The 25925-nt window shown below is 56.9% G+C and carries 20 protein-coding genes; 10 read left to right on the forward strand and 10 right to left on the reverse strand.

All coding sequences use genetic code 11. The features are described 5' to 3' along the window. Positions 1-10 precede the first annotated feature (10 nt). The 5 genes from glgX to J3U87_RS05810 all read left to right on the forward strand — a co-directional run bounded on the left by glgX (position 11) and on the right by J3U87_RS05810 (position 6949). Positions 11-2152 carry a glycogen debranching protein GlgX gene (glgX, locus tag J3U87_RS05790; protein WP_237382085.1) on the forward strand — a complete coding sequence of 714 codons (2142 nt, stop codon included), beginning with the start codon at positions 11-13 and terminating at the stop codon, positions 2150-2152. A 65-nt stretch (positions 2153-2217) separates the two neighbouring features. Continuing rightward, entirely contained in the window at positions 2218-3741 is a 1524-nt protein-coding gene (gene malQ, locus J3U87_RS05795; protein WP_237382086.1) for a 4-alpha-glucanotransferase, read from the forward strand. Positions 3742-3861: 120 nt separating this feature from the next. Beyond that, a complete protein-coding gene (locus J3U87_RS05800) occupies positions 3862-5436 on the forward strand; it encodes a gamma-glutamyltransferase family protein (RefSeq protein WP_237382087.1) in 1575 nt (524 codons plus the stop codon). 243 nt (positions 5437-5679) lie between these two features. Then, the gene (locus J3U87_RS05805; RefSeq protein ID WP_237382088.1) at positions 5680-6612 is read left to right on the forward strand and encodes an RpnC/YadD family protein; all 933 of its coding nucleotides are present in this window, start codon (positions 5680-5682) and stop codon (positions 6610-6612) included. Positions 6613-6649: 37 nt separating this feature from the next. After that, a complete protein-coding gene (locus tag J3U87_RS05810) occupies positions 6650-6949 on the forward strand; it encodes a hypothetical protein (RefSeq protein ID WP_237382089.1) in 300 nt (99 codons plus the stop codon). A gap of 25 nt (positions 6950-6974) precedes the next feature. On the opposite strand, the gene J3U87_RS05815 is transcribed toward J3U87_RS05810, so the two are convergent. Continuing rightward, positions 6975-7541 (reverse strand): hypothetical protein, encoded by a 567-nt coding sequence (locus tag J3U87_RS05815; RefSeq protein ID WP_237382090.1) that lies wholly within the window; start codon positions 7539-7541, stop codon positions 6975-6977. 238 nt (positions 7542-7779) lie between these two features. Here J3U87_RS05815 and J3U87_RS05820 point away from each other — a divergent pair, with 238 nt between their 5' ends. Together J3U87_RS05820 and J3U87_RS05825 are read left to right on the forward strand one after the other, a co-directional pair. Then, positions 7780-9999, forward strand: coding sequence for a fibronectin type III domain-containing protein (locus tag J3U87_RS05820; RefSeq protein WP_237382091.1), 2220 nt, complete (start codon positions 7780-7782; stop codon positions 9997-9999). A 20-nt stretch (positions 10000-10019) separates the two neighbouring features. Continuing rightward, on the forward strand, positions 10020-11723 hold the full coding sequence (locus J3U87_RS05825) for a VRR-NUC domain-containing protein (protein ID WP_237382092.1): 1704 nt from the start codon (positions 10020-10022) through the stop codon (positions 11721-11723). Between the two features lie 212 nt (positions 11724-11935). Here J3U87_RS05825 and J3U87_RS05830 read toward each other — a convergent pair whose 3' ends face one another. Then, positions 11936-12229 carry a glycogen-binding domain-containing protein gene (locus J3U87_RS05830; protein ID WP_237382093.1) on the reverse strand — a complete coding sequence of 98 codons (294 nt, stop codon included), beginning with the start codon at positions 12227-12229 and terminating at the stop codon, positions 11936-11938. A gap of 866 nt (positions 12230-13095) precedes the next feature. Between J3U87_RS05830 and J3U87_RS05835 the strand changes: the two genes are divergently transcribed. Continuing rightward, positions 13096-13668 (forward strand): DUF4287 domain-containing protein, encoded by a 573-nt coding sequence (locus J3U87_RS05835; protein WP_237382094.1) that lies wholly within the window; start codon positions 13096-13098, stop codon positions 13666-13668. A gap of 80 nt (positions 13669-13748) precedes the next feature. Here the strand turns inward: J3U87_RS05835 and J3U87_RS05840 are convergent, their stop codons facing one another. The 5 genes from J3U87_RS05840 to J3U87_RS05860 form a co-directional block, all read right to left on the reverse strand. Continuing rightward, complete coding sequence (locus J3U87_RS05840; protein ID WP_237382095.1) at positions 13749-14708, reverse strand: KpsF/GutQ family sugar-phosphate isomerase; 960 nt, start codon at positions 14706-14708, stop codon at positions 13749-13751. Further along, on the reverse strand, positions 14705-15529 hold the full coding sequence (gene kdsA, locus J3U87_RS05845; protein WP_237382096.1) for a 3-deoxy-8-phosphooctulonate synthase: 825 nt from the start codon (positions 15527-15529) through the stop codon (positions 14705-14707). Before kdsA ends, J3U87_RS05840 begins: the two co-directional genes overlap by 4 nt. After that, positions 15526-17169, reverse strand: a complete 1644-nt coding sequence (locus tag J3U87_RS05850) for a CTP synthase (protein WP_237382097.1) — start codon at positions 17167-17169, stop codon at positions 15526-15528. The genes kdsA and J3U87_RS05850 overlap by 4 nt, the downstream gene beginning before the upstream one ends. Continuing rightward, positions 17166-18032 carry a 3-deoxy-manno-octulosonate cytidylyltransferase gene (gene kdsB / locus J3U87_RS05855; RefSeq protein ID WP_272932465.1) on the reverse strand — a complete coding sequence of 289 codons (867 nt, stop codon included), beginning with the start codon at positions 18030-18032 and terminating at the stop codon, positions 17166-17168. Before kdsB ends, J3U87_RS05850 begins: the two co-directional genes overlap by 4 nt. 168 nt (positions 18033-18200) lie before the next feature. Continuing rightward, positions 18201-19475, reverse strand: coding sequence for a class I SAM-dependent RNA methyltransferase (locus J3U87_RS05860; RefSeq protein ID WP_237382098.1), 1275 nt, complete (start codon positions 19473-19475; stop codon positions 18201-18203). Positions 19476-20351: 876 nt separating this feature from the next. Here J3U87_RS05860 and J3U87_RS05865 point away from each other — a divergent pair. Beyond that, complete coding sequence (locus J3U87_RS05865; RefSeq protein ID WP_237382099.1) at positions 20352-20981, forward strand: lytic transglycosylase domain-containing protein; 630 nt, start codon at positions 20352-20354, stop codon at positions 20979-20981. A gap of 121 nt (positions 20982-21102) precedes the next feature. On the opposite strand, the gene ruvC is transcribed toward J3U87_RS05865, so the two are convergent. The 3 genes from ruvC to J3U87_RS05880 form a co-directional block, all read right to left on the reverse strand. Further along, positions 21103-21606 carry a crossover junction endodeoxyribonuclease RuvC gene (gene ruvC, locus J3U87_RS05870; protein WP_237382100.1) on the reverse strand — a complete coding sequence of 168 codons (504 nt, stop codon included), beginning with the start codon at positions 21604-21606 and terminating at the stop codon, positions 21103-21105. After that, positions 21603-22337, reverse strand: coding sequence for a YebC/PmpR family DNA-binding transcriptional regulator (locus J3U87_RS05875; RefSeq protein WP_237382101.1), 735 nt, complete (start codon positions 22335-22337; stop codon positions 21603-21605). Before J3U87_RS05875 ends, ruvC begins: the two co-directional genes overlap by 4 nt. 341 nt (positions 22338-22678) lie before the next feature. After that, positions 22679-23620 (reverse strand): tyrosine-type recombinase/integrase, encoded by a 942-nt coding sequence (locus J3U87_RS05880; protein ID WP_237382102.1) that lies wholly within the window; start codon positions 23618-23620, stop codon positions 22679-22681. 1212 nt (positions 23621-24832) lie between these two features. On the opposite strand from J3U87_RS05880, the gene J3U87_RS05885 reads away from it, so the two are divergent. After that, positions 24833-25849 (forward strand): class I fructose-bisphosphate aldolase, encoded by a 1017-nt coding sequence (locus J3U87_RS05885; RefSeq protein ID WP_237382103.1) that lies wholly within the window; start codon positions 24833-24835, stop codon positions 25847-25849. The last annotated feature ends 76 nt before the right edge of the window (positions 25850-25925 follow it).

A 25925-nucleotide genomic window follows, 5' to 3' on the forward strand; every position in this document is an offset into this window, starting at 1 on the left:
GTAGGCCCTCATGAGTTGTGTGCTTCCGAAAAACACCCCGGTGGAAGCGGGTGCCCCGAACCCCTTGGGGGCCCACTGGGATGGGCGGGGAGTGAATTTCGCGCTGTTCTCGGCGCATGCGGAACGGGTCGAACTTTGTCTGTTCGATCCCAAAGGCAAGCGTGAAACCGCCCGTATCCAGATGCCCGAGCACACCGATCAGGTATGGCACTGTTACCTGCCGGATGCGAGACCGGGTCTACTTTACGGGTATCGCTGCTACGGCCCCTACGAACCGAAAATTGGGCACCGCTTCAACCACAACAAGTTGTTGATCGATCCCTATGCGCGGCTGTTGCAGGGGGTCATCAAGTGGTCGGATGCGCATTACGGGTACCGCCGCAGCAGCAACAAGGAAGATTTGAGTTTCGACCGGCGCGACAGTGCGCCCTCGATGCCCAAATGTGTCGTCGTCGATTCCGGTTTCCACTGGCTGAATCACCGCCGGCCGCGCGTGCCCTGGTCGGAGACGATTCTGTACGAAACCCATGTTCGCGGTTTTACGATGCGGCACGAGGGCATTCCCAAAGACGTGCGGGGGACTTTCGCGGGGCTGGGCCACAAGAAGATCGTCGAATACTTGAAAGCACTCGGCATCACCTCGGTGGAATTGCTGCCGTGCCACGCCTACATCGACGACGAGTTCCTGGTCGACAAGGGGCTGCGGAATTATTGGGGGTACATGACCCTCAACTATTTTGCGCCGGAATATCGGTACCTGAGCACGCCGCACCTTTCCGACTTCAAAACCATGGTGTTGCGGCTGCATGACGCGGGGATCGAAGTCATCATGGACGTGGTGTTCAACCATACCTGTGAAGGCAATCATCTGGGCCCGACCCTATCCTTTCGCGGTATCGACAACCTGTCCTACTACCGTCTTCTACCCCATGACAAACGCCTCTACATCAACGATACCGGCTGCGGGAATACGCTGGACACCTGCCACCCCCGCGTGCTGCAGATGATCATGGACAGCCTCCGCTATTGGGTTACCGAGATGGGTGTCGATGGGTTCCGTTTCGATTTGGCCAGTACTTTGGGGCGAGAGCGTCATGGCTTCGACAGGGGCAGCGGATTTTTTGATGCGGTCCGTCAGGACCCCGTGCTGGCGGGTGTCAAAATGATCGCCGAACCCTGGGATATCGGGCCGGGCGGTTATCAGCTCGGTGGTTTTCCTGCGGGATGGGCCGAGTGGAACGATCGAACCCGCGACGTGGTGCGGCGCTTTTGGCGCGGTGAGGAAGGGTTCCTGCCCGAACTCGCGCGACGTCTGCATGGATCGAGCGATAAATTCGAACACCACGGGCGCCGTCCCTGGGCCAGTATCAATTACGTGTGCAGCCACGACGGCTTCACGCTGAACGATTTGGTGAGTTACAACCTGCGGCACAACCACGCCAACGGTGAGAACAACGAGGACGGTCACAAGAGTTCCTTCAGCTACAACCACGGCATGGAGGGGCCCTCCGCCGAGCCTCGCATTCGCAGGCTGAGGGCCCGTCAACGGCGCAACATGTTGGCTTCCATCATGGTCTCCCAGGGCACGCCCATGATTTTGGCCGGCGACGAACTCAGTCGCACTCAGGGTGGCAACAACAACGCCTACTGCCAGGACAACGAAACCTCGTGGATGAATTGGAACTTCCGATCTCAGGAGAACCGCGAGTTCCTGGCTTTCGTCAAACGCCTGATTCGGCTGCGCAAGGAGCATCCCGTGTTGCGGCGGGATTACTACATGCACGGCAGCTATCAATCTCTGGTCACCGGATTCGCCGACATTCAGTGGGTCAATCCTTCCGGCGGCCTGATGAGCGAGGATTGCTGGCATTCGGAGAACGCCTGTTGTTTCGGGCTGCTTTATGCCGGGGATGTGCATCGCCACCAGGGTCAGGTGGCGGACTTGCCTCTCGACGACACCCTGCTCATTCTTTTCAACGCCAACCAAACCGACACCACCTTTCTGTTACCGAAACCCAAAACGGGAAGCCTGTGGCTGTGTCTGTTGAACACCGCCGAACCCGAAATGCCCGAAGGGGAGCTGCAAATCAAGGTGGGTGAAGCGTACAAGCTACCCTATCGATCGGTGTCCGTCTTTGCCTTGGAACCCTGAAATGGCCATTCGCATCGCGCGGCTCCCAAGCATGGCTTCACCACACCCAAATTCGAGGAGCAACCATGAAATTTGAACGTCAAAGCGGTATCGTGCTTCATCCTACGTCCTTGCCGGGCCCCTACGGCATCGGTGAAATCGGTACCGAAGCCTTTGCCTTTGTCGATGCGTTGGCCGAAATGGGGCAGCGTTTGTGGCAGGTGTTGCCGCTTGGGCCGACCAGCTATGGGGATTCGCCCTACCAATGTTTATCCAGCTTCGCCGGCAATCACCTGCTCATATCTTTCGAGGCTTTGATCGATCAAGGTTTGCTGCAACGGGAGGAACTGGCCGGGTACCCGTCTTTCTCACCCGGTTCCGTGGATTTTGGAGCGGTGATCCCCGCCAGGGAAGGCGTGTTGGCTGTGGTCGCCAACCGTTTTCAGGAGCGGGCGGGTGATCGAATGAAGGACGAGTTCGCCGCTTTTCGAGAAACGAACGCCGATTGGCTTGCCGACTACGCGCTGTTCGTGGCCTTGAAGCGCGCTCATGGTGGTCGGCCTTGGATGGAATGGGCTCCCGAATTGGTGCGACGCGATCCGCAGGCGCTCGATCAGGCGCGTCGCGAACATGCTGCGATCGTGGCCGAAGTGGAGGTTCAGCAGTTCTTGTTTTCCCAACAATGGCAGGCATTGGAGGCCTATTGCCACGACAAGGGGATTCAGCTCATCGGCGATATTCCGATATTCGTGGCGCATGACAGTGCCGATGTCTGGGCCGAACCCGAGTGGTTCCACTTGACGGAAGAGGGACATTGCACCGTGGTTGCCGGAGTGCCGCCCGACTATTTCAGCGCGACCGGACAGCGGTGGGGCAATCCGTTGTACCGTTGGGACCGCATGGCCGAGAACGATTTCGCCTGGTGGAAACGGCGGCTGCGCACGCTGTTCGAGTTGGTGGATATCGTGCGTATCGATCACTTTCGCGGGTTCGAAGCCTATTGGGAGATTCCGGCTTCGGAAGAAACGGCGGTCAACGGTAAGTGGATTTCGGGTCCGGGCTGCGCGTTGTTCGAGGCTTTCGAGAAAGAATTCGATCGATTGCCGATCATTGCCGAGGACCTGGGGATCATCACCGAGGCTGTCGACCAATTGAGGGACAAGTGCGGTTTTCCCGGGATGCGTGTGTTGCAATTCATCGTGGGTAACGACCAGAACGAGCCGGGTTATTGGCCGGATCAGTTCCCCGAAGAGAGTGTGTGTTATACGGGTACCCATGACAACGACACCACGCTCGGATGGTATCTCAGCGGCAAGAGTGATGGTCAGCCCAAGAGCCCAGAAGAGGTGGCCGAGGAACAACACAAGATTCGGACCTTTCTCGAATGTGATGGGAGCCAAGTTCATTGGGACATGTTGGCGCTTTCCTTGGGCACTAAATCGAGTGTCGTGATTGCGCCCCTGCAGGATCTTTTGGGATTGACTTCCGAAGCCCGCCTGAACCAACCCGGTCGGGCGGAAGGGAATTGGCGCTGGCGCTTTGAATGGGACCAGCTTACAGTGGATGTCAAGCAGCGCATGAAGGCCTTGACTGCGGAACATGGGCGTTGAGCCGGAGGGTATCCGTTTTTCGGCCTGGTCTGTCGATATGAAGTTGGAGTCGCGCGGGTGTGGTCGATCGGAGGAATTCGATCTTCATTTGCCTGCGCGGCGGGTGTGTGCATGAGAGGAATGATCGCAACTGGAAATCGGTTCACCGCGGAGGCGGGTGCCGAGATGTACGCCCTCGGCGGCAACGCCGTCGATGCCGCGGTGGCCGCGGCATTTGCCGTGATTGTGGCCGAAATGGTGGTGTCCAACATCGGTGCGGGCGGTTATGGGATGGTATTTGATCCCAAGCAGGAAACCAACCAAGGCATCACCTACGATTTTTTCAGTACCATGCCCTCGGGCGATGTCGATTGCGACCTCGACTTCCGCAAGGTCCTGATCGATTTCGGAGGGGACAAGCAGCCCTTTTTCATTGGGCGAGCGAGTACCGCCGTGCCGGGGGTGGTGGCGGGTCTGTGTCGGATGGCCCGCGAGCAGGGGACGTTGCCGCTTTCGACGTTGATGACCCCGGCCATTCGGCTCGCCGGTGAGGGGTATCCCGTCGAACCGATGATCGCCTACGTCCTGGACCTCCTGATTCCGATCTACAGCGATACGCCGCGGTTGAAAGCCCTGTTCCAATCTGGTGATCGATTCGCGAAAGTAGGGGATCGGCTGCGGTTTCGCGAGTTGGCCGAGACCTTGGAGCAGATCAGCGCCCTCGGCGATGGATATTACTATCGCGGGGCGCTGGCCGAGGCGATCGTCGACGATCACCGACGACAGGGGGGGCTGATCCGCGCGAAGGACCTGGATCGATACGAGGTCGTGGAAAGTCGGCCGATTCGCGTTTCGTATCGAGGGCACGAGGTACTGTTGCCGCCGCCCTCGTCCGTCGGAGGGGTACTCGTCGCCTTTTCGTTGCGATTGTTGGACAGCGTGTCGCTCCGCGGTTTGGAACCCGGTCGATTCGAGATATGCCGCATTTTGGCCCATGTCATGCTCCTGACCAACCTGGCCCGACACTCCTGGGATCGGGGCGTCTCGGAAGAATGTGCCCGTGTGGAGGCTTTCCTCGACGACGATTTCGTGCTTCCCTACTGCGAACGGTTGGCGGCAATTCTCGCGGGTCGGATGCCACCGCCAAACGAGCCGCTTTCACCCCAAGGTCCCTCCAGTACCACCCACATCAGCGCCATCGACGCCGACGGCATGGCGGTCAGCGTCACCACCTCCGCTGGGGAGGCCGCGGGATACCTGGTTGGAGATACCGGCATGATTCTCAACAACATGCTGGGTGAGCAGGACTTGAATCCCCTTGGCTTTCATCGCTTTCCCGCTGGGAAGCGGATGAATTCGATGATGTGCCCGATCGTGGTCCTGAGCCGAGGCCGGCCCGTGCTTGCGGTGGGCAGTGCAGGCAGCAATCGGCTCCGTTCCGCCATCATGCAATCCGTCGTCAATGCTATCGACTTCGGTCTTCCCCTCGAGGAGGTGGTCAATCGACCGCGCGTACATTTCGAAAACGGGATCCTCCAGATGGAACACGGATTTGATGCGGCGGTCGTCGAGCGATTGCGGGCGGATGGGTTTCGAGTGAACGCCTGGGAAGAACGGAACCTCTATTTTGGTGGCGTACAGGCCGTGAGTTTACGCGATGGTCGTTTGGAAGGGGCAGGAGATCCCCGGCGTGGCGGTCATTGCTGCATCGTGTGAGAAGTGGCTGGGGTGAGCTCCCTGGCCTGAGAGCACGAGCGGGTCGTGATTTTTTGTTCGTGGTTGTATTTTTTTGGATTTTTAGGATTTTTTGTTTGTTGTAGAAATTCATTGTGTTTCGCAAAGAATGTGTTAGAGAATGGGGATTATCTCGCAAATCTGTCGATGGATTCCTTCTCGGTCGCCATGTGGCGCTTCTGCGATCAGGAGCGTTTTTTGGCGGGAGTCGGGGGAGGCGATATTTTGTCCAGAAAAGCAGGTTTCTCCCATGACGGCGCATTCAAAGATTTGGTGTTGTCGTTTCCGAAACAGTCCTTGCGCGCTTTGGTTCCCGATTTGGAATCGTGGTACGGAGCACTCGAGGAAGTGATTCAGCTTCGTCAGGAAATGCCGCGCGAGGGTTTGTATGATCGTCGGCGGATCGTCGATTTGGCGATGCGGTTGACGTTTCGGAGTGGCGCCAGAATCGTCTGTCTTTTGGAACACCAAAGCAGGAAATCCACCTTTTCCATCCACCGGTTGTGTCACTACGCGGTCGATTTGGACAAGCTGATGGAGGGCATACCGGTGCTGCCGGTGGTCGTCTTCACCGAGCGGCCGCGCTGGCGTCGCGAGGTTCGGTCTCGACTGGGTCACGTGGCGGCGGACCAAACCTGGCTGCATTTTTCCTATCTCAAGGTCAGGTTGCGCGACAAACCCGTGGATGCGATTTGGACCAGCAACAATCCGGTCTGGTACATCCTCGCGCCGCTTTTGGACTATCCGGAAGAAGAACGCTTGCACGTTGCGGCAATGGCCTATATTCATCTATTGAGGGTGACCGATCGAGGAACCTTGATCAAGTTCATGGATTTCATCGACATATACGCGAAGTTGAATCAGGACGAAAAGCGGGCCATAGATCGACAGCTCGATCAAGAGGAGGACGGCATGATGGTACGAGAAATCTTGATGGAGAAGGGCATCGAGATCGGAGAGCAACGAGGGGAACAACGAGGAATCGAGATCGGGGAGCTCAGAGGAAAGGATGTGGGGCGGGACGAGAAGGCGATGAAGGTCATCGAACGAATGTACCGAAAGGGTTACGAAACGGAGGAGATCGCCTCGATCGTGGAAATGAGCGTTGCAGCGGTCGAAGCCAAATTGACTCGACTCCAATCCCGAAACCCGTTTTGATGGTCAAGCCATGCTTCGGAAACCGAACGAGGACGGCATGATGGTACGAGAAATCTTGATGGAGAAGGGCATCGAGATCGGGGAGCAACGAGGCATCGAGATCGGGGAGCAACGAGGGGAACAACGAGGCATCGAGATCGGAGAGCAACGGGGGGAACAACGAGGCATCGAGATCGGAGAGCTCAGAGGAAAGGATGTGGGGCGGGACGAGAAGGCGATGAAGGTCATCGAACGAATGTACCGAAAGGGTTACGAAACGGAGGAGATCGCCTCGATCGTGGAAATGAGCGTGGCAGAGGTCGAAGCCAGATTGACTCGACTCTCATCGGGAATGTGACCCGGAACCGTTGCGCAGAAAAGCTTCAGCCTTTCGGAAGAAAACTCATGAGGGGAAAGGCCTCGTGGGAAAAGGGTACAGGAGAGCCATGAGCCGCCTTGATCCAAATCGATTCGCCAGTGGCCTTCATGGCCACCTCGACGCCGCGATCGAAGGCCCAATCCCCCGAGGTTCCCAGGGGCAGGTCAAAGTACTCTTTGGCCAATTGCACACGCATGAAATCGCCCGCTCGCGCAACCTGGCCCAGGCTGAAATCCAGATTCACTTCGTAATGTTGCGGGTGAATGCTCTCGAAATCACAGGCAAACGGGGTTGCCGCAAAAGGGGCGCGATATTCGAGCCGCATTTTGATGGTGTAGCGTCGAGTGGGGAGGAAGTCGGCCATCAGCAAACCGCGGTCCAGGACCACCCCACGCTGGATCGGCCCGTTCTCACCCTCGATGACCTCCACCTGACAAGTGACCAGGTCGCCGAGACTGTGTAGCCGTAGCGGGAGCTCCGAGCCGTGCCACATCACTCCGCGAAACTCCAGGAACTTGATCATGGCATAGTGGAGATTGATGGACTGGATCGCTTGTTCGCAACTGATCAAGACGTTCTCTCCCTCGTTCCTCGCACAAATCACTTCTCGAATATCATCTCAGGTTATCACGGCCTTACCAGGCGGCTTCGTCGGCGAGCCCCGCAACCGGTCGCCGTACGGGCGCCCATTCTTGATCTTTGTGCGACGGAATGATAGGTTCGCTTGCGTCATCATAGTTATCGGACGGCATTCATCACCTTTCAGTCATCGATCACCCGTCCCCGATTTTTTATCGAAAGAGAAAAGGATGCTGCAGTTGTCCAAGAAAGCGCTCGTACTTCGCTCCTTTTTCCTGACCGTCTTTGGTTTGTTTTCTACCGCTGCGCTTGCCTCGCCGCGTTTCGTCTACCTAACCTACGAAGGGGACACGGGAACCTCGATCACCGTGAATTTCCACATGTTCGGAGACACTTCCAAAGGACGCGTGTTCTTCGATACCGAGTCTCGTCAAGGTAATGCCAAACAGTATCGATATCGCGCTCGAGGTACCCAGCATGTCGTGCCTCGTCTCAACGATGGTCGGAGAGTTCACTGGATCCGCCTTGATCAATTGAAACCGGGCCAAACCTACTATTTCATCGCCGGCACCGAGCGGTCCGGATACTCCAAGGAAATGAAGTTCCGAACGATTCCCCATGGCAAACAACCACTCCGTTTCGTGTCTGGCGGGGATTTCGGAATCAAACCGGTCGTGGGTGAACTGTTACGTCACGCTGCGGCCAGAGAGCCCCATTTCTCACTGCTCGGCGGCGATATCGCCTATGCCAATGGCAACCTGATCAATGCCGAACTCTGGGATCGCTGGCTCGCGCTGTATACCGAGAACATGGTGACCCCCCAAGGGTTCATGATTCCCATGGTCCTGGCCATCGGCAATCACGAGGTCAACGGTAGCTATGGCCAGCAAGCCGAGGATGCGCCCTTTTTCTTCAACTACTTCGCACAAAACGGAAAGGTGAGCTATTTCCGGCGCCAGTTCGGTAGCGATACCGTGGTTTACGCCTTGGACTCCGGACACACGCAATCCCATGGTGGAAAACAGGCCAAGTGGATCGAAAAGCAGTTGAGCGCCGACCAGGAGAAATACGCCCATCGGTTCGCCCTCTATCACGTTCCCCTCTATCCCAGCCACCGCGACTACGACACCAGGTATTCGCGCTACGGCCGCAAACATTGGGAACCTTTGTTCGCCAAGTACCAACTGACCGCGGCGTTCGAAAACCACGATCACACGTTCAAACGATCCAAGTTGTTGGCCAATGGCAAAGTCGTCGAGAACGGGGTGCTCTACCTCGGCGACGGTGCCTGGGGGCGCGGTGATCGCGGCATCGATCTGGTACAGCGTTGGTACTTGGACAAGGCCTCCAGCACGCGCCATTTCTGGCTGGTGGACGTCGAGGACGGCAAGCGGACCTACCGAGCGATCGACAAGCACGGCAAGGTGTTCGACGTGTACCCAGGCAGCACCGACGAAGCCGACAAGGCCGATCAGTATTTCGACACCTTCGAACAGGCCTTCAATTTCGATGAATTCCCCGTGACGGTGACCCCGCTGCTCGTGGAAGGAGCCAAGTTTACCGGATCCAAGGTTTACGTGTCGGTCACCAATCGGGAGCAGCTTCCCGCCGCGGCCAAACTCTCTTTTGCAGTGCCACCCGTGTTCAAGCTGCCGCAGACCGAGTTTGAATATGCGCTGAAGCCAGGCGAAACCCAAACCTTCGAAGTCCAATTAGGTGCCGAAAAACCTGTGGACCCTCGTTCGAACACCTCGGCACTTCTCAAGTACGATTTGGGTTTCGTCTCCAAGGGACGCTCCTATCAGAACCGTGGCGAGGTTCGCTTGGCACTCGAAGCGATGCGCCGTGCCCCGCGCCGGAAGGTCACCGTGGATGGGGATCTCGGCGAATGGGATGCGAACGGCTTCGAAACCCATTCGTCGAAAGGGGTCGGTGCGATGGGAGAGGAAGATTCGGAATCTTGGAAGGGAGCTGACGACGCCTCCTACAAGTTTGCGGTTTCTCACGATGTGAGCAGGGTTTACCTCGCTGTCGAGGTTCGCGACGATCGATTGCTCCATGCCCCCCTGACCGAGCCCTGGCAACAGGACGCGATCGTGATCTGGGTCGACAGTTTTCCCGGGGAAGGCGATGATGATCCCAACTTCGCCATCTACCCCATCGATTCCAAAAAAGGTTCCTCCTACGTGGAGATCGACGATGCGCCCGAGGGAATCGTGTCGGCGACCCAAGTCTTCGACGGCGGTTACCGCACCGAGATCTCAATTCCCATGGATCATTTCCGCATGCGACTGGAAGAGGTGGATCACGACAAGCTCGAATTCGTTCGGTTCAACTTCCTCCTCAGCGATCTAGATTCAAAGAAACGCGAGCCTCGTTACCACTTATGGAGACCCGCTTGGGAAACCAACGGCGACTTCAAGTGGTCCGGCGCCTTCAAGCTCGACTGACGATCCGGGTCTGACGCGCGATGTCCGAAACCGATTCGCGAGAGCCCCGTCCCGACGAGCCGGTCGAATTGCCGACAGGGTATTACCTGGACAATTTTCAGACCCTGTTGGACTTCGTCGATGAATTGTACGGGGACATCCTTTCCGAAGAGGAACGGCGCTTCTCCAGCGGCTTCCGCACGTTGGACCTGAGTGCCCGACGCTTGTTCGTCCGGCTCTTGATGCGCAAGGGCCCTGTCTTTCGTTCCGACAAGCTCCACTACCCCGAGATCGGGGAGGTCACTCTCGCGGCCGCGAGCCTGGAGTCGGCTGGCTTATTGTGCCGCAACCATGATCGGCAAGTCGAGGAGGTAGCTCGGCTGCTGCTGCGTCATGAACTGATTGGACTCCTGGAGGCTGAACCGAAGTCCGGACGAGAACAGGTCCGCACCGGATGGAGCCGCTATCGCAAGGAAGAATTGCTCGACCGATTGCTGGGGGAAGGTTCCACGGAAATCCTCGCTGAGCGGATCCAACACCTCTTCGATTGGTATGAGCTTAACCATCTCCAGATCGTGGATGTCTACCGACTCCTGTTTTTCGGGAACTTGGGCCAGGATTTGACCGAGTTTGTCTTGTTGGATCTGGGGTTGGTTCGTTACGAGCGTTACCTCATTCATCGAAAAGACAGGCTATTCACCGATCGAGACGTGCTGGCCCGCACCTTGGAGGTGTTGCACCTTCGCGAAGCCTGCTGCCAGGCTCTCGAAATGGAGGATCTTCCGCTTTTGGAGCGAATCTGTGACGCCTTGCCCGAGGCACTCGGGGAGTCCAGCATCGCTCGCCGCCGAGACCGCATCCTCAATGCGGTGGGTCGATTTTGCGAACGCCGTGGCGATCTCGTGCGGGCTCTCGACTACTATGGTCGAGCGTCGGCACCCCCGGCGCGAGAGCGTTTTGCGCGGGTGCAGGACAAGCTGGGAGATGCGAAAGGGGCCTTGGACGTTTGCGAATCGATCCTCGCCGAGCCGCGCGAAGATGCCGAGGTGCTTTTCGCCAACATGTTTCGCGCCAAGATGCAGAAAAAGCTGGGGTTGGAAGTGCACAAACCCAAACGGCTTCAACATCCCGACCAAACCTTGTTGCTGGAGCGCAAACCCGGTCGGAAGGTCGAGGAAGCCGTCTTGATCGCCATGGCCGAAAAGGGAATACCCGGGTTTTACGCCGAGAACCGATTCTGGCTGAGCCTGTTCGGCCTGGCTTTTTGGGACATCGTCTTTCTACCGGTACGCGGCGCCTTCTTCAATCGTTACCAGCGCGGCCCGATGGGCACCTTTTCCTCCGAATTCCGCAAGCTCCGGCTCCCGGAAATAGAAAGGCGGCTCGAGGAGTGCGCCGATCGCGATCGCCTCGAGCGACGTGTCCTGGAAACCCACGACGAAAAACAGGGGATCGCCAACTACTTTGTCGCGTGGCATCCGGATTTGAAGGCCCAGGTTCGAACCTGTCTCGGCCACGTGCCCGGACCCCACCTGGCCCTGATCTTCGACCGACTGAGTCGTGACCCGGGCGAGTATCGCAGCGGATTCCCGGATCTCCTGCTATTCCCCGACAGCGAGACCTACATGATGGCGGAGGTCAAGGGGCCTGGCGACCAACTACAGCACAATCAGCGTGGGTGGTTGCGATACTTCGCCGAACGAGGTTTGCCTTACAAGGTGATCAAGGTCAAATGGCTGTCCTGACCGGAATGTCGTGCCGTCAGGGTTTGGATTCCGTACATGAAAAAACCCTTCGTGCCCGTCTCCCGATGCCCTGCATGAGGCATCTGGTTTCAAAAGCACAAAGGGTCTTTCGTTCATTCGTGTTCCGGCAAGGACAGTGAGCTCGGGGGGCCGAACTCGAGGTACACCTTTAGAGGCGAGTCGGTGGCGCCAGAGAGAAGGGGCGCGGTGCTTCAGCCGACGGTGATTACTCCGTTGAAGGTACCGAAACGATTGAGCTTCTTCACTTCGACCTTGGGATCCAAAATCCATTCGCCATTGCTGTAGAACTTGTACTCGTGTTCGCCGAGGGGGAGGAAGAGGTTGATGCTGTAGTGACCGGCTTTATCTTCCTTCATGACTTTTGACTTTTTCTTGTCGTCCAGGCTCCACTCGTTGAAGCTGCCTGCGACTTTGACTTCGACGCCGGGCTCGCCATCGAAGGACAGGGTGACTTTTTTCTTTTTTGCAACTGCTGCTTTCGCCATGTGATACTTACCTTTCTCTCGAAAAATTGAAGTGTTGATAGTGTCATTGCTGGATGGGAAACAGGACGGAAACCTCGGCCGAAGCTGTTGCCAGCAAGGCTTTTCGAGGCCCGACTTCAAAATACGGCGACATTGTAACCGAAAAGATTGGTCTTTACCACAAAGGTGTTTGCAAAAAGTTTTTATAATGTTGAATCGACGTTCATTTATGGGCGATTTTTTGCTCTTTCACACACAGTCCAAGCCGACCTCGCCACGACCTTGACGACGTTAACTGTGTGAAAAAAATATGGTTATCGTGACACTGTCGCGACTGTGACCTGACCTTGACCGACGTCGCCGACCTTGTCGGCAAGGTCGGCGACGTGGTTGGTGTTTCCTGTCCAGGAAGGTGAAAATCCTAGAAAAACAGGTGGGTTTCGAGGTCGAAATCCACGTCCTCGACCTTCCTTGCGTCGTTCTCGGCCGACGTCGTCGACGACGTCGCGAGGTCATGTCGCCGGGGTCGGCCGGTCCGCGCGACGTGGGCCGATGACGATGGCGAAGCACAGGCCTCGACGTGAAGCGAACCAGGTCCACGGCGTCGTTGTACCATTCCATAAACGACCACGACGACACGGTGCCGAGGTCGTCGTCCAGGTGCGAATTACCGAGAGAAGGCCGTACCCGACGCTGCCGGCTCAGAGGTCGCCTCGTACGATGTCCATCACCCGAAACGTGTGGTGCGGCATCATTGTGTTTCGAACTCGGGCGGCCCGCGTGGAACCGAGAAAGGGCAAAGTTTGCTATGCTTTGGTCAAGCTCTCTTTCCACATCCAAAACCAGAAGCAGCGTTCTCGTCGGGTGACGAGAAGGAAGGATTTTTCATGGCCCAATCACCTGAAGAAATGGCCGCCAAGATGATCGAAAACCTCCAGGAGAAAACCGGCAAAACCCTGGAGGAATGGTTGGCGGTGACCAAGACCTGTGGTTTGGAGAAACACGGCCAAATCGTCAAGTGGCTGAAATCCGAGCAGGGGATGACCCACGGCTTCGCCAGCCTGGTTGCCCATCAGTATCGCGCTTCATTGGAAGGCAGCCAGCCACCCGCGGTCGAGAATCTCGTCGACCTGCAGTACGCCGGTCCCAAAGCGGGGTTGCGTCCCATTTACGACGCCCTCGTGGCGAAGCTCGCCGCTTTTGGCGATGACTTGGAACTTTCCCCGAAAAAGTCGTACGTCAGTCTACGCCGTAAGAAGCAATTCGCCCTGGTCCAACCGTCGACCAAGACGCGCGTGGATGTCGGTATCAATTTGAAGGGGATGGCGCCCGAGGGGCGACTGGAAGCCTCCGGCAGCTTCAATCAAATGGTCAGTCATCGAGTGAGACTCACCGAAGTCGGACACGTAGACGACGAACTGATGGGCTGGCTCCAAAAAGCCTACGAACTCGCCAAATAGGCCTCATCGGCAGTTGTTGGGCACGGCGGGACGAAAGCGATCACTTCCGTCCCCATCCGTTTCGAGCAATCATCGCGACGTCAAACCATCTGCGTTCGCCAGAGGTCGTGGAGGTGGACCACGCCCGTGTACCTACCCGCTGCGTTCACGACGATCAGGGATGTGATTTTGTAGCGCTCCATGAGTTCCAGAGCTTCCACGGCCAATCGATCTTCTCCGATCGTTTTCGGGTTTGGCGAGCACACGTCACCGGCGCGCTTGCCCATGGCTTCGTTGCCATGGCGTTGGAACAGGCGCCGAATGTCGCCGTCGGAAATCAGGCCGAGCTTGCCGTCCTCGAGCGCCACCGCGGTCATGCCGAATCGTTTGTCGCTCATTTCGAAAAGCGCTTCGCTCAGGAGCGTATCCGCACTGACCAGGGGACGGGCCTGCTCGTGGTGGGCCAGCAAATCGCGGACGAGCAGTAGCTTGGCGCCGAGCTTGCCGCCCGGATGATAGCGAGCGAATTCCCGGCTGGTGAATCCTTTCAGGTCCATGACGGCCGCGGCCAGGGCGTCGCCGAGCGCCAGGGTCGCCGTGGTCGAGGCCATGGGCGCGAGGCCGAGGGGACAGCCCTCCTCGGTTACCTGGTAGGTCAGGCTGAAGTCGGCATGTTTGGCCAGGGTGCTTTCCGGCTTACCCGTGATCGCGATCAGTACCGAACCCAGGCGTTTGATGAACTCGAGCAGGTTGACGAGCTCGGCCGTTTCTCCCGAGTTGGAAACTCCGATCACCGTGTCGCCGGCGACGATCATTCCCAAATCGCCGTGGATGGCTTCCGCGGGATGGACAAAGAATGCGGGAGTACCCGTGCTCGCGAAGGTGGCGGCGATTTTTCGACAGATGATGCCGCTTTTTCCGATCCCGGTCAGGATGACCCGGCCTTTCGTCTCGGCCACGCACCGGACGACCGCCTCGAAATCGGTTCCGAGGTGGTCGGCCAGGCGGGTCAAGGCTTCCGCCTCGATGCGCAGCACCTTCTGCGCGCGTCCAAGGCTCATCGGGCCGCCTCGCGGATGGCGACCAATTTGGGCAACAGGTCTTCGAACAGCTCCAGATTCAGTTGGTTGGGCCCGTCGCTCAGTGCTTGATCGGGATTGTCGTGAACTTCGGTGAAAAAGCCGTCCACGCCGAAGGCCGCCGCGGCCTTGGCCATGTAGGGTGCGATCTCGCGTCGGCCGCCACTGGTGTCACCCAATCCGCCTGGCAGTTGCACGCAGTGGGTGGCGTCGAAAATGACAGGCGCGCCGAAACGGCGCATGACGTGGAGGCCGGCGTAATCGACCACCAGATTGTTGTAGCCGAAGCTGGTGCCCCGCTCGGTGATCATGCCGTATGCGTTACCTGCCTCGCGTACCTTCACGACCGGTTTCCCCATGTCGTGAGGTGCCACGAACTGGCCTTTCTTGATGTTGACGATCCGACCGGTCTTTGCCGCGGCCAGCAACAGGTCGGTCTGGCGGCAGAGGAAGGCCGGGATTTGCAGGATATCTGCGACTTCCGCGACCGGAGCCGCCTGATAACTTTCGTGGATGTCGGTGAGCACCGGAACACCGAACTCGCGTTTCACCTTGTCCAGAATGGCCAGGCCTTCTTCCATGCCGGGCCCCCGTGCCGACTTTCCCGAGCTGCGGTTGGCCTTGTCGAAGCTCGACTTGAACACCCACAGGAACTGGTCGGCGTAGGGCGCTACCCGTTTCGCGATCTTTTCGGCCATGCCCAGACAATGGGCTTCCGACTCGATCATGCAGGGGCCGGCGATCAGGAGGTAGGCGCCACCCGGGGTGAGGGTTCGTGATCCGACGGGAATGGAAAAACTCATGATACGGCTTCCTTTTCGGGTTCCGCCTGGGCTTTGAGGCGCGTTTCGCGATGTTTGATGGAGGCGCCGACGAAGTCCCGGAACAACGGGTGCGGTGCGAAGGGTTTCGATTTGAATTCGGGGTGGAATTGGCAGCCCAGGAACCAGGGGTGGTTCGGCAGTTCGATGATTTCCATGAAAGTCCCGTTGGGGGAAATGCCCGTGAAGAGCAGGCCGGCCTCTTCCAGTTTTTCCTTGAACTCGATGTTGAATTCGTAGCGGTGGCGATGGCGTTCCGAGATCGACTCCCGACCGTAGGCACGCGCGGCCAGAGAGCCCGGCTCGAGTTCGCACTCGTAGGCGCCGAGTCGCATCGTTCCGCCCATTTCGTCGATATCCACCAGTTCCCGTAGTTTGTAGATGATCTTGTTCGTGGGGTCGTCTTCGAATTCGGAACTGTTGGCGTCGTCCAACTGCGCCACGTTGCGGGCGAACTCCACGCTGGCCAATTGCATGCCAAGACAGATGCCGAAGAACGGTTTACCGGTTTCACGAGCGAGCTGGATCGCGCGGATCATGCCCTCGATGCCTCGATTGCCGAAACCCCCCGGAATCAGGATCCCATCCAAACGTTCCAATTCTTCGAGGTTGAGACCTTTTTCGTAGTTGGCGCTTTCGAGCCAGCTCAACTTGACGTGGACGCGGTGGAAGAAACCGGAGTGGTTGAAGGCTTCGATGATCGACTTGTAGGAGTCCGGGTAGTCCACGTACTTGCCCACCACGCCGATGTGGATCTCGGGGCGAGGGCTGTCGATGATCCCGGAAAGTTCCTCCCACGTGGTCAGGTCCGGTTTCCCTTCCGGCAGATTCAGCAGCCGACAGATCAGTGAGTCCAGGTTTTGTTGGGCGAGCTTGAGCGGCACTTTATATATATTGTTCACGTCGATCGCCACTTTGACGGCGTCGGTCGGCACGTTGCAGAAGAGCGCGACCTTGCGGCAGAGATCGTCCGGCAGATCGTACTCGCAGCGGCAGAGTACGATGTCGGGTTGGATGCCGATGCTACGCAGTTCCTTGACCGAGTGCTGGGTGGGTTTGCTTTTCAGTTCCTGGGCCGCGCGCAGGTAGGGCACGTAGGTCAGGTGGAGGTTGATGGCCTCGCCGATGCCCACTTCCAGGCGCAGTTGGCGGATGGCTTCCAAAAACGGAAGGCTCTCGATGTCGCCGACCGTGCCGCCGATCTCCACGATCACGATATCCGTCTCCGGGTCGCCCAGTTTCTTGATGCTGTTCTTGATTTCATCCGTGATGTGCGGGATGACTTGAACCGTGTTGCCCAGGTAATCGCCACGGCGTTCCTTGTTGATCACTTTCTGATAGATGCGGCCGGTGGTCCAGTTGTGTTGCTGGGTTGCCGTCATGTTGGTAAATCGCTCGTAGTGGCCCAGGTCCAGATCGGTTTCGGCACCGTCGTCGGTGACGAAGACTTCGCCGTGTTGGAAGGGGCTCATGGTGCCGGGATCCACGTTGATGTACGGATCCAACTTTTGGATCGTGACGCGGAATCCTCGGCTCTCGAGGAGCGCGCCGATGGAGGCTGCAGCCAAACCTTTCCCAAGGCTGCTTAGGACGCCACCGGTAACAAAGATGTACTTGGTCATGAGAGATCACCTTCCTCTTGTGAAAGCCCTCCGGCAGGAGGTTTTGGAATTTGGGAGATATGTACGTCCGGGGGCGGCGACGCTTCGGCCGTTCCCGTGGAATGTTGGTTGGTCGAAGCGGCCAGGAACCGCTCGGCTTTGATCAGATCGGCGGGGGTATCCACGCCGATGGAAGCGTGGCGCGCCAGTCCGACGTAGATCGAGGCCCCCATGTCGAGCGCTCGCAATTGTTCCAGGCCTTCGATGTCCTCGAGCGCACAGGGCTCGGCGGCCACGTAGCGCAGCAGGAAGGAACGTCGGTACCCGTAGATGCCGATGTGGCGGTAATGGGTGATGTGAGGGGATGTGGGAAAAGTGGGCCCGTGCATGCCGGCGTGTTTGACGTAGGGAATCGGCGCCCGAGAGAAGTACATGGCGTGGTGGGCTTTGTTGCGTACCAGCTTGACGACGTTGGGGTTGAAAAGGTCTTCGGGGTCTTGGATCGGTTCGGCGAGAGTCGACATTTCCAGGGCCGGATTCGCCCGCAATGGCGTCACCACCGCCTCGATGTCTTCCGGGTGAATCGCTGGCTCGTCTCCCTGCACGTTGATCACGATATCGCTGTCGATGGTGGCCGCGGTCTCGGCGATACGCGAGGTACCGTTGGGGTGATCGTCGCGCGTCACGTGGTACTCACCACCGAACGACTTCACCGCCTCGACGATTTCGAAGCTGTCCGTGGCCACGATGACACGATCGACCGTGGCTCTGCTGCATGCTTCGTAAACCCATTGAATCATGGGCTTTTCAAGAATTTTAGAGAGAGGTTTGCCAGGAAAACGGGTTGCCGCCATGCGGGCGGGGATAATGACCGTAGCTTTCATCTGGCCCAAACCTTCCCACAAACAAAGCTCACATTCTAAAGGGTAAGCTTCCCCGCGTCAATTTCTCAAGTCAAGCTTCCAGAAAAAAGCCGCGAGCTATCGAACCCTTTCGTTTTCGGTTCGGTGCCGACCCGATCTGCCCCGGGTTATGGGTGACCGGGGACAACCTCACGAATTCCTGCGTACCAGCGTCGTCGCGGTTTCCATACGAAGCGTTCCGGGACAGACATTCATCACGTGAAGCGGGCCCGCGAGGGCGTAGGTTTCGGAGAGCTCGCGCAGATCGCGGGCAAAGGTGGCTTGATCACAGGAAAAGTAAAGGAGCGAGGGAGGGCCGCTTTCCAAAAGGTATTGCTTCAGGCCGGGCTCCAAACCCGTGCGCGGCGGATCCAAGATCAGGGCCTGGGCCCGATGATGGGGAAAGTCGGGCTCGGCCAGGGCCTGCTCCGCCGTGCTGTGGCGCACGTGATGGGAACTGGTTTTGGATGAGGGGAAATGTCCCTGCAAATTCGCGAAAGCGCGCGGATCGGGTTCGGTGGCCAACAGGGTCGTCCCGCCGTTCGGCAAATCCAGAGCCGAACTCAAAAAACCCGAGCCGGCGTGAACATCCCAAATGCAATCGGGTCGATAAGTCTCCTGAAATCGGCGAACCATACCGAAGAACAAGGGCCAACTGGCCGGATTCATTTGGAAGAACTGATCGGCCTCGATGTTGGCCTCGAGGCCGTTCCAAACGAAGGTCAGGCTGGTTTTGCCCCGTTGCCATTTCGTTTTGCCTCTGGACCCGCGATACCGGATGCCGGCCAGGGACGGCTCGCTTCTCTTCAGCAGAGACAACAGCTTTCCCTTCTGCGCTTCCCTGCCGACCCAATCCAGCAGGACCTCATGACTGTCGGGGGCCACCGCGAAGTGGATTTCTCCTTTGAAGTGAGCCTTTTGCGACCACTCGCGCATGGTTGGCAGCAAGTCGGTCAGGGCATCGGGAAGTACGTGGCAGACTCGAATGGTTTCGATGATTCGGCTTCCTTCGCCGTAAAAACCGAGAAAACCTCCATTTGCGTGAAACTTCCCTCGGAAGCGCGAGGCCTCGCGAGAAAAAGAGTGGATTTGCAACGGGACGTTGGCCAACTTTCCGATGCGGGCGAGCGCATCGTTGACGAATTCGGATTTGAGCCCGGCCTCGGCTTCGGGATGCACATGGAGAAGCTGGCATCCACCACAAGGACCCGCATGTGGACAGGCTGGCGTGATTCGAGCTTCCGAAGTTCGAACTCGCTCGCGTTTGATGGCCCACTGAACTCCTTTTTTTCGTACGGCTTCCGTGAGGTTGTAGCGTTCTCCCGGCAGGGCGCCGGGAACGAACACAATGGCGCCCGAGCTGTCGCGGGCCATGCCGCAGCCGTTATTCAGCAGTTTTTCGATGTCGATGATTTCAGCGTCCATGTGGGTCCTTTGAGAGCTGGGTTGGGGCCTGCCGGGTTCGGAATCTAAATCATTATTATAATCCTCATCCTGGCTTGGTGGATCGATAGACCCGAATCACCTGAATCGACACCCGAGAAGCGTCGATTGTGTGGTATTTCCGTCCACGGTCGGGTTCTGTTCTCCTCGTCGAAGGGTATCCACAATGCGGCGACATCGCGTTGGACGACACTTTGGAATGGGCCCGGCAACTGGCCGTTCTGGTACTGACATCATAATAAGGTTTACACGGCTTTTACGATTCGGTCCGCACCAAAAGTCCGAAAACCCATGGCACCCAATGTGTTGTTGGTTCGAACCCTGGAGCGCCCATTTTTCGAGCTTTGCGGTTAATGACCTAATCTTGTCTTTTAAAAACCTATCGATGTAAACATCATGGCTATTTGGGATCTAGGTTGGAACTCAATAATAGTCATATGAGGTGATTTTTTGTGGAGATTTATCAAATAAGTTAGACCGTTTTTAGTGTTTTTGACAGATTTTTGCTGTGGAAATCTCGCTGGAGGCGCTATTTTGGTGATTCTAGACAAGAATTGCCAAAATGTCTTTAACGTGTTGAAAGTAATGTGGTTGTTACTTGCCGGCAGGTCGGTTGTCTCTTTGGCGGAATCTGGATTGTATCTGAATCGGCGAATGTTTGAATTCTGGCATAAACAATTGAAAAAAAACCGCTTGTGTGAATGGTTCGCGATCTGTGGTCGATGCCTCGGGGCCTCGCCCTCCTTTTTCGAGCTGGCACATCGGTTGCAATCTCCGGCACGCCTTAGGGGTGTGGTCTGAGCGCCACGACCCGAATCACAGCGCCACATTAGAGAAAAGAGGATATTGGGAAGTGAAATGAAGCAGTTGAAAGTACAATTCACCATGCTCCTTGTCTTCCTGGTGATGCCCCTGATTTCAATGAAAGACGCGAATCTTTCGGCCGATCCTTTGCTGCCCATTCCGGTTTCACCGCCAACGTTTCAAGCGTTTCCGATGGACCACTACGACGACCTGACCTTTCGCATCGCGGAAGTCCTCGCAGAACGCAAGTTGGGTTCGTCTCAACAAGAATTGCTCGATCTCGGGCAGCTCATTTTAGAAAAATCAGTCGAAATCGATGTGCCGCCTTCTCTGTTGCTGGCGCTGATCGACGTGGAATCGACCTTCAATCCCTGCGCCCGGTCCGGTAAGGGTGCCAAGGGTTTGATGCAGGTCATGCCGAATCGCATCCTCGGCGTCGAGGAAGTGGCTGACCAATTCGCCTTCAGCCAACACCTGTTCTACGATCCACATTGGAACATCCAATTCGGTGCGGATTACCTCGGATACCTGATCGAACGGTTCGGCGATCTGGACGTGGCTCTTGCGGCCTACAACCAGGGCCCGACCCGAGTTGCCAGTAAGTTGCGACGCCGCACTTTTCGCGGCAGTCGTTATGCCCGTCGCGTGTTGGCGAAAGAAAAAATCTATACCTCTCGGATGTAGGCGGCCGTTTCGGGAAACCAAGCGACGCGAACCGCCCCTGTCTCGAATAGGCCGATGCCACTTGCCGGATCGGCCTTTTTTATGCCTGGGAACCTGTAGCGGGAACCTACGCGCAATACCGCTATCTGCCTCTGCCGCCTCCGTAGCGCGCCAGTATGGGACCCTGATGCGCGTGGCAAATGGCGATCGCGAGGGCGTCGGCCACATCGTGGGGTTTGGGGACATCCGGAAGATTCAACAACAGGCGCACCATTTCCTGGATTTGCTGTTTCTCGGCACGACCGTTACCGCACACCGCCTTCTTGACCTCGGTCGGCGCGTATTCGCCCAGTGGAATCTGGTGCTTGGCCGCGGCCAGGATGACCACCCCGCGCACGTAGCCGAGCTTGAGCGCCGAATTGAAGTTGACCCCGTGGAATACCTTCTCCAGGGCCAGAGCGTTTGGTTTGTGCTCCCGTATCAGGGCCTCTACTTGGTCCTGGAGGGCGAGAAGCTTGTCGCCCAACGCCTGGATCTTGTTCAGGCGAATCGGGCCCGCTGCGATCAATCGGTTGCGGTTTCCCTGGGATTGGATGATCCCGTAACCCGTGATCTGCGAGCCCGGGTCGATGCCGAGCGTGATCAACTGAGCGCCGATTCGTCGAAATCGGCGTTGTTCCAGACGTTTTGCACGTCGTCGTTGTCTTCCAGCTTCTCCATCAGCTTGATCACCTTTTCGAGGGTCTCGCCCTCGATGGTCATCTCGGTCTTGGGAATCATCTCCCATTTGGCCGACTCGACCTCGATTTTCATGCCCTCGAGTTGCTCACGCACCGCGTGAAGCTCTTCCGGCGCGGTCAGGATGCCCCAGAATTCACCGGCTTCCTCGTAATCGTCGGCCCCGGCTTCCAGCAGGGTTTCCGTCAGGTCTTCTTCCGACTGGGACGACTTGGGGATCTGGATGTAGCCCTTCTTGTCGAACTGCCAGGCAACCGATCCCGCTTCACCCATGTTGCCGCCGGCTTTGGAGAACGTACTGCGGATTTCGGGGGCGGTTCGATTGCGGTTGTCGGTCATGCACTCCACCAGAAAAGCGACGCCGCCCGGTCCGTATCCTTCATAGGTGATCTCTTCCAATTGCCCCGCGTCGGCGCCGGTGGATTTATCGATCGCGCGCTTGATATTGTCGTTGGGCATGGAAATTTTGCGAGCGGCAACGATCGCGGCCCGCAGACGTGGGTTCGCATCGACGTCGGGCCCGCCCATTCGTGCGGCGACCGTGATCTCCTTGGCCAGCTTGGTGAAGACCTTCGCTCTTTTGGCATCCTGACGGGATTTGCGATGCTGAATATTTGCCCACTTACTGTGACCAGCCATGTTCTCTCCTTGGCGGTTCGCCCCTATCTTCGTGCAGGCGATCCTTGATGTTCACCGGAGCTGTGCGTGGCGGCTTGACATAGGGAGCCACTCGCTCTCGGCTTCATCGGGGCCGAGGGTCATCGCCTTTCCGGTCTCGTGTCTTTGACGCAAGCTATACTAGCGGATGCGAACTGGAGATGACAAGCTTTCTGACGCTGCTGAAAAGTTTCGCCGAAAAGAGCCGCTCGAGGGTGGGAGAGGGGGGCCCACTGGTTCTTCGAGTCGGTTCGTTTTTGGGGCGGTGAGCGGTCACGCTCGCGTTGCGTCGCTTGTGTCGTCGAAGCCGGAAAAGAGGCGCTTCAACCTATTTTGACTTTCGTTCGAGGATGGAGTTCCGCCAAGAGTTTGCGCTGATTGTCTTCGTTGGGGTGGTTGTAGACCTGGGTGGTCGTGATCGAGCTGTGACCCATGATGTATTGGACGTAACGAAGGTCGACACCGCTCTCCATGAGCAGGGTCGCCACGGTGTGGCGGAAAGTGTGGGGTGTGATCTTGCGTTTGATGCCCACTTTCGCCGCGTATTTCTCCACGAGAATGCGAATGGATTGATCGGAGATCTTGCGGTTGTGCTTGTTGATGAAGAAATATTCCTTGTCCTTCAAGTCGTGATGGAAGGTCGACCGGTAGTTTTGAAGTGCCGACAATGCCTGTTGGCTGACGATCGGGATGTTGCGCTCGCGGTGACCTCGCCCGTTGACGCTGATGACCTTGTGATCGAGGTCGACATCCTCGTGCCTGAGGTCCGAAATTTCGGAGACTCGCATTCCTGTGGAAAAAAGCATTTCAAAGATTGCAATGTCTCGTATTAAAATTTTACAAGCAAACAGACTTGTGCGTTTTAGGAAATCTCGTTGTTCGTAGAGGTATTTGAACAACTCCTCGATTTCATCGATGGTTAAAACATGTGGTAATGCTTTGTCTTGTTTGATGTCCACTTTCATTTTGCGAAATGGACTGACAACGATTCTGTCTTCGAATTCGATGAAATTGAAAAAAGCTCGTAGTGTGGCAACCTTGCGTTTGATAGTCTTTGGCTTAGCCTCAGAATACAACTCATTGAGATAACCGCTGACGACTTTTTTATCTATCTCTTTTAACTTGATGATGTGGTGGTTATCCTTTAAATATGCAACGAATTGTTTTAGGTCGATCCCGTACGCTTTTAGCGTTTTGTCGCTTAATTTTTTTTCGTGGCGACAATGATGCAGGAAATCAGTTATCGCCTTCTGAATCGCCTTCATGTCTCGCTCCAACGCATCCTTCCTATAAAAGCTTAATGCTCTCGAATTATAGGGTTTATTTGCTGTAAATCAACCAAATAATGAATGCAAGGTTAAATTTTCCTCGTGATCCATTGGTTCTTTTAGATCTTACGCTTACTTCAGAGTCCCACATTTAAAGATAATGTTTTTACTCTTTGCTAGGCATGCTGATTCTTTTCATTGCGTTCTGTTTTATGTGGACCTATGTGATTTCTGGTAGCCTTCTTTTCGACAAATAGTTCGTTTTCTTTTTCTTGTTAACCGGCTAGGGTCTTTCGGCTTTTGATGCTCACCAAGCCATTTGTCGGAAAGGTCTTCCCCGAGTCGGCCAGAGGTCTCGATGGACGTTTTGTCATCGCTCCTTGGTGCCCGATTACCGTGAATCGATCCCCATTTGGGACCCAAATACGCGAAAAACCCTCGAATCCCCGATTCAATTCCTCACTTCCGAACGACTTCGTGTGGGGCTGTGAATTTTTTTTTCGAACAAGGACTTCGACGGGATTCATGTTGCACTTTTGTCCAGGTCATCTCCCTTTCTACAAACGTGAAAAATCACACACAGGTGCCACAATTCCTGTTACCCTTGCAGGTTTGTTCAGGCCTCGGTTGCCGCGAGGAATTTTTAGCGCACATCGCCGATTTTCTTCTCGCGAAGGGCAAGCGAAACCGTTCTGAACCGAGGTCGATCGATGGTCGCGACCGAGGTTGGGACCGGGATCGTGAGCGGCCGGTCGACCTGCGCGGATTTTACGGAATTTGCAGGCTGGATGGGTCGTGATCGAGACCTTCGAAAATTCGAATCGAGCACCGAGCATGAGCGCCATACCCAAGCTGACTTCCCGCATCGACAGAGGATTCCGTGGCCGGGTTTCCCGGAACGTTTCATCCACCGCTACCCCAACCTCGCGGAACTCGGATGTAGTGGCTCGATCGGCTGGTAAGGTAGGCCGCGGCCGATCGAGGGTCTGCGATGCACCGTTTGCGGCCGCGATTCGTGTCCCTGTCTGCCTTCTTCGAGCTCGCGATTCGGCGCCGACCGAGTCGCGATCGATTCTTCTCTGCCGGGAACCCAGGTCGTGCGATGCTTGGGTCACCACCATACCTCAGTTCTTTGGGCCCTTGCGCCCGGGCAAGCTCGCGTTTGATGACGGGCTTTCCCATGTCACCACAAGCTAAGGAGTACACCCCATGTCACAAGAATTGGTTACCGTAGCTAATGCCCTGGTCGCGCGCGGCAAAGGCATTCTGGCTGCTGATGAGAGTTTTCCCACCATTGCCAAGCGTTTCAAGAGCATCGGGTTGGAATCTACCGAAGAATACCGTCGCGACTATCGCCACATGCTGTTTACCGCTCCGGATTTCAGCCAGTACGTCAGCGGTGTCATCCTTTTCGATGAAACCCTTCGCCAAAAGGCTGCCGACGGAAAGCGTCTTGCCGACATCCTGGCCGATCAAGGGGTGATTCCCGGTATCAAGGTGGATGCGGGCGCCAAGCCGCTGGCCGGATTCGAGGGTGAAACGGTGACCGAAGGCCTCGACGGTCTGCGCGGCCGCCTGGCCGAATACAGGGAACTCGGCGCCAAATTCGCCAAGTGGCGGGCCGTGATCAACATCGGCGAGGGATTGCCGACCCGTTTCGCGCTGGAAGCCAACGCGCACGCCCTGGCTCGTTACGCCGCCTTGTGCCAGGAAGCGGGAATCGTTCCCATCGTGGAGCCCGAAGTGCTGATGGACGGCAATCACGATCTGGCTCGTTGCCAGGCCGTGACCGAAGAGATCCTGGTACTGGTCTTCGCCCAATTGAAAGCCCACAACGTGTTGCTCGAGGGCATGTTGCTCAAGCCCAACATGGTCATTTCCGGTAAGGGTGCCGCTGATCGCGCCGGTGCCGAGGAAGTTGCCAAGGAAACCGTCGCTACCCTGAAACGTTGCGTTCCCTCGGCCGTTCCGGGGATCGTCTTTCTGTCCGGCGGCCAGTCTTCGGTCGAAGCCACCGAGCACCTGGACTTGATGAACAAGTTGGGCGACCTGCCTTGGGCTTTGTCATTCTCCTATGGTCGGGCACTGCAGGAAGATGCCCTGAAGGCATGGCAGGGTCAGAGCGGCAATGTCGCCACCGCCCAAGCCGTTTTCCGCCACCGCGCCAAAATGAATGGGGTTGCCGCCACCGGTGGCTATTCCAGCCAGTTGGAAAACGCGTCTTGATGGCGCTTTGATCGCCATCCCATCGATCAGCCAGGAGAGGTTCAGGCACTCCTGGCTGATTTTCGTTTGGGGTCGA

The sequence above is a fragment of the Sulfidibacter corallicola genome, assembly GCF_017498545.1.
GTDB classification, from domain to species: domain Bacteria; phylum Acidobacteriota; class Holophagae; order Acanthopleuribacterales; family Acanthopleuribacteraceae; genus Sulfidibacter; species Sulfidibacter corallicola.

Excerpts from the sequence above, each read along its gene's own strand:
- J3U87_RS05850 (WP_237382097.1), bottom strand. The coding sequence starts at position 17,169 with ATGACCAAGTACATCTTTGTTACCGGTGGCGTCCTAAGCAGCCTTGGG.
- J3U87_RS05825 (WP_237382092.1), top strand. The coding sequence starts at position 10,020 with ATGTCCGAAACCGATTCGCGAGAGCCCCGTCCCGACGAGCCGGTCGAA.
- glgX (WP_237382085.1), top strand. The coding sequence starts at position 11 with ATGAGTTGTGTGCTTCCGAAAAACACCCCGGTGGAAGCGGGTGCCCCG.
- J3U87_RS05860 (WP_237382098.1), bottom strand. The coding sequence starts at position 19,475 with ATGGACGCTGAAATCATCGACATCGAAAAACTGCTGAATAACGGCTGC.
- malQ (WP_237382086.1), top strand. The coding sequence starts at position 2,218 with ATGAAATTTGAACGTCAAAGCGGTATCGTGCTTCATCCTACGTCCTTG.
- J3U87_RS05880 (WP_237382102.1), bottom strand. The coding sequence starts at position 23,620 with ATGAAGGCGATTCAGAAGGCGATAACTGATTTCCTGCATCATTGTCGC.
- J3U87_RS05885 (WP_237382103.1), top strand. The coding sequence starts at position 24,833 with ATGTCACAAGAATTGGTTACCGTAGCTAATGCCCTGGTCGCGCGCGGC.
- J3U87_RS05810 (WP_237382089.1), top strand. The coding sequence starts at position 6,650 with ATGATGGTACGAGAAATCTTGATGGAGAAGGGCATCGAGATCGGGGAG.
- kdsB (WP_272932465.1), bottom strand. The coding sequence starts at position 18,032 with ATGAAAGCTACGGTCATTATCCCCGCCCGCATGGCGGCAACCCGTTTT.
- J3U87_RS05800 (WP_237382087.1), top strand. The coding sequence starts at position 3,862 with ATGATCGCAACTGGAAATCGGTTCACCGCGGAGGCGGGTGCCGAGATG.
- J3U87_RS05830 (WP_237382093.1), bottom strand. The coding sequence starts at position 12,229 with ATGGCGAAAGCAGCAGTTGCAAAAAAGAAAAAAGTCACCCTGTCCTTC.
- J3U87_RS05820 (WP_237382091.1), top strand. The coding sequence starts at position 7,780 with ATGCTGCAGTTGTCCAAGAAAGCGCTCGTACTTCGCTCCTTTTTCCTG.
- J3U87_RS05865 (WP_237382099.1), top strand. The coding sequence starts at position 20,352 with ATGAAGCAGTTGAAAGTACAATTCACCATGCTCCTTGTCTTCCTGGTG.
- J3U87_RS05835 (WP_237382094.1), top strand. The coding sequence starts at position 13,096 with ATGGCCCAATCACCTGAAGAAATGGCCGCCAAGATGATCGAAAACCTC.
- J3U87_RS05840 (WP_237382095.1), bottom strand. The coding sequence starts at position 14,708 with ATGAGCCTTGGACGCGCGCAGAAGGTGCTGCGCATCGAGGCGGAAGCC.
- J3U87_RS05875 (WP_237382101.1), bottom strand. The coding sequence starts at position 22,337 with ATGGCTGGTCACAGTAAGTGGGCAAATATTCAGCATCGCAAATCCCGT.
- kdsA (WP_237382096.1), bottom strand. The coding sequence starts at position 15,529 with ATGAGTTTTTCCATTCCCGTCGGATCACGAACCCTCACCCCGGGTGGC.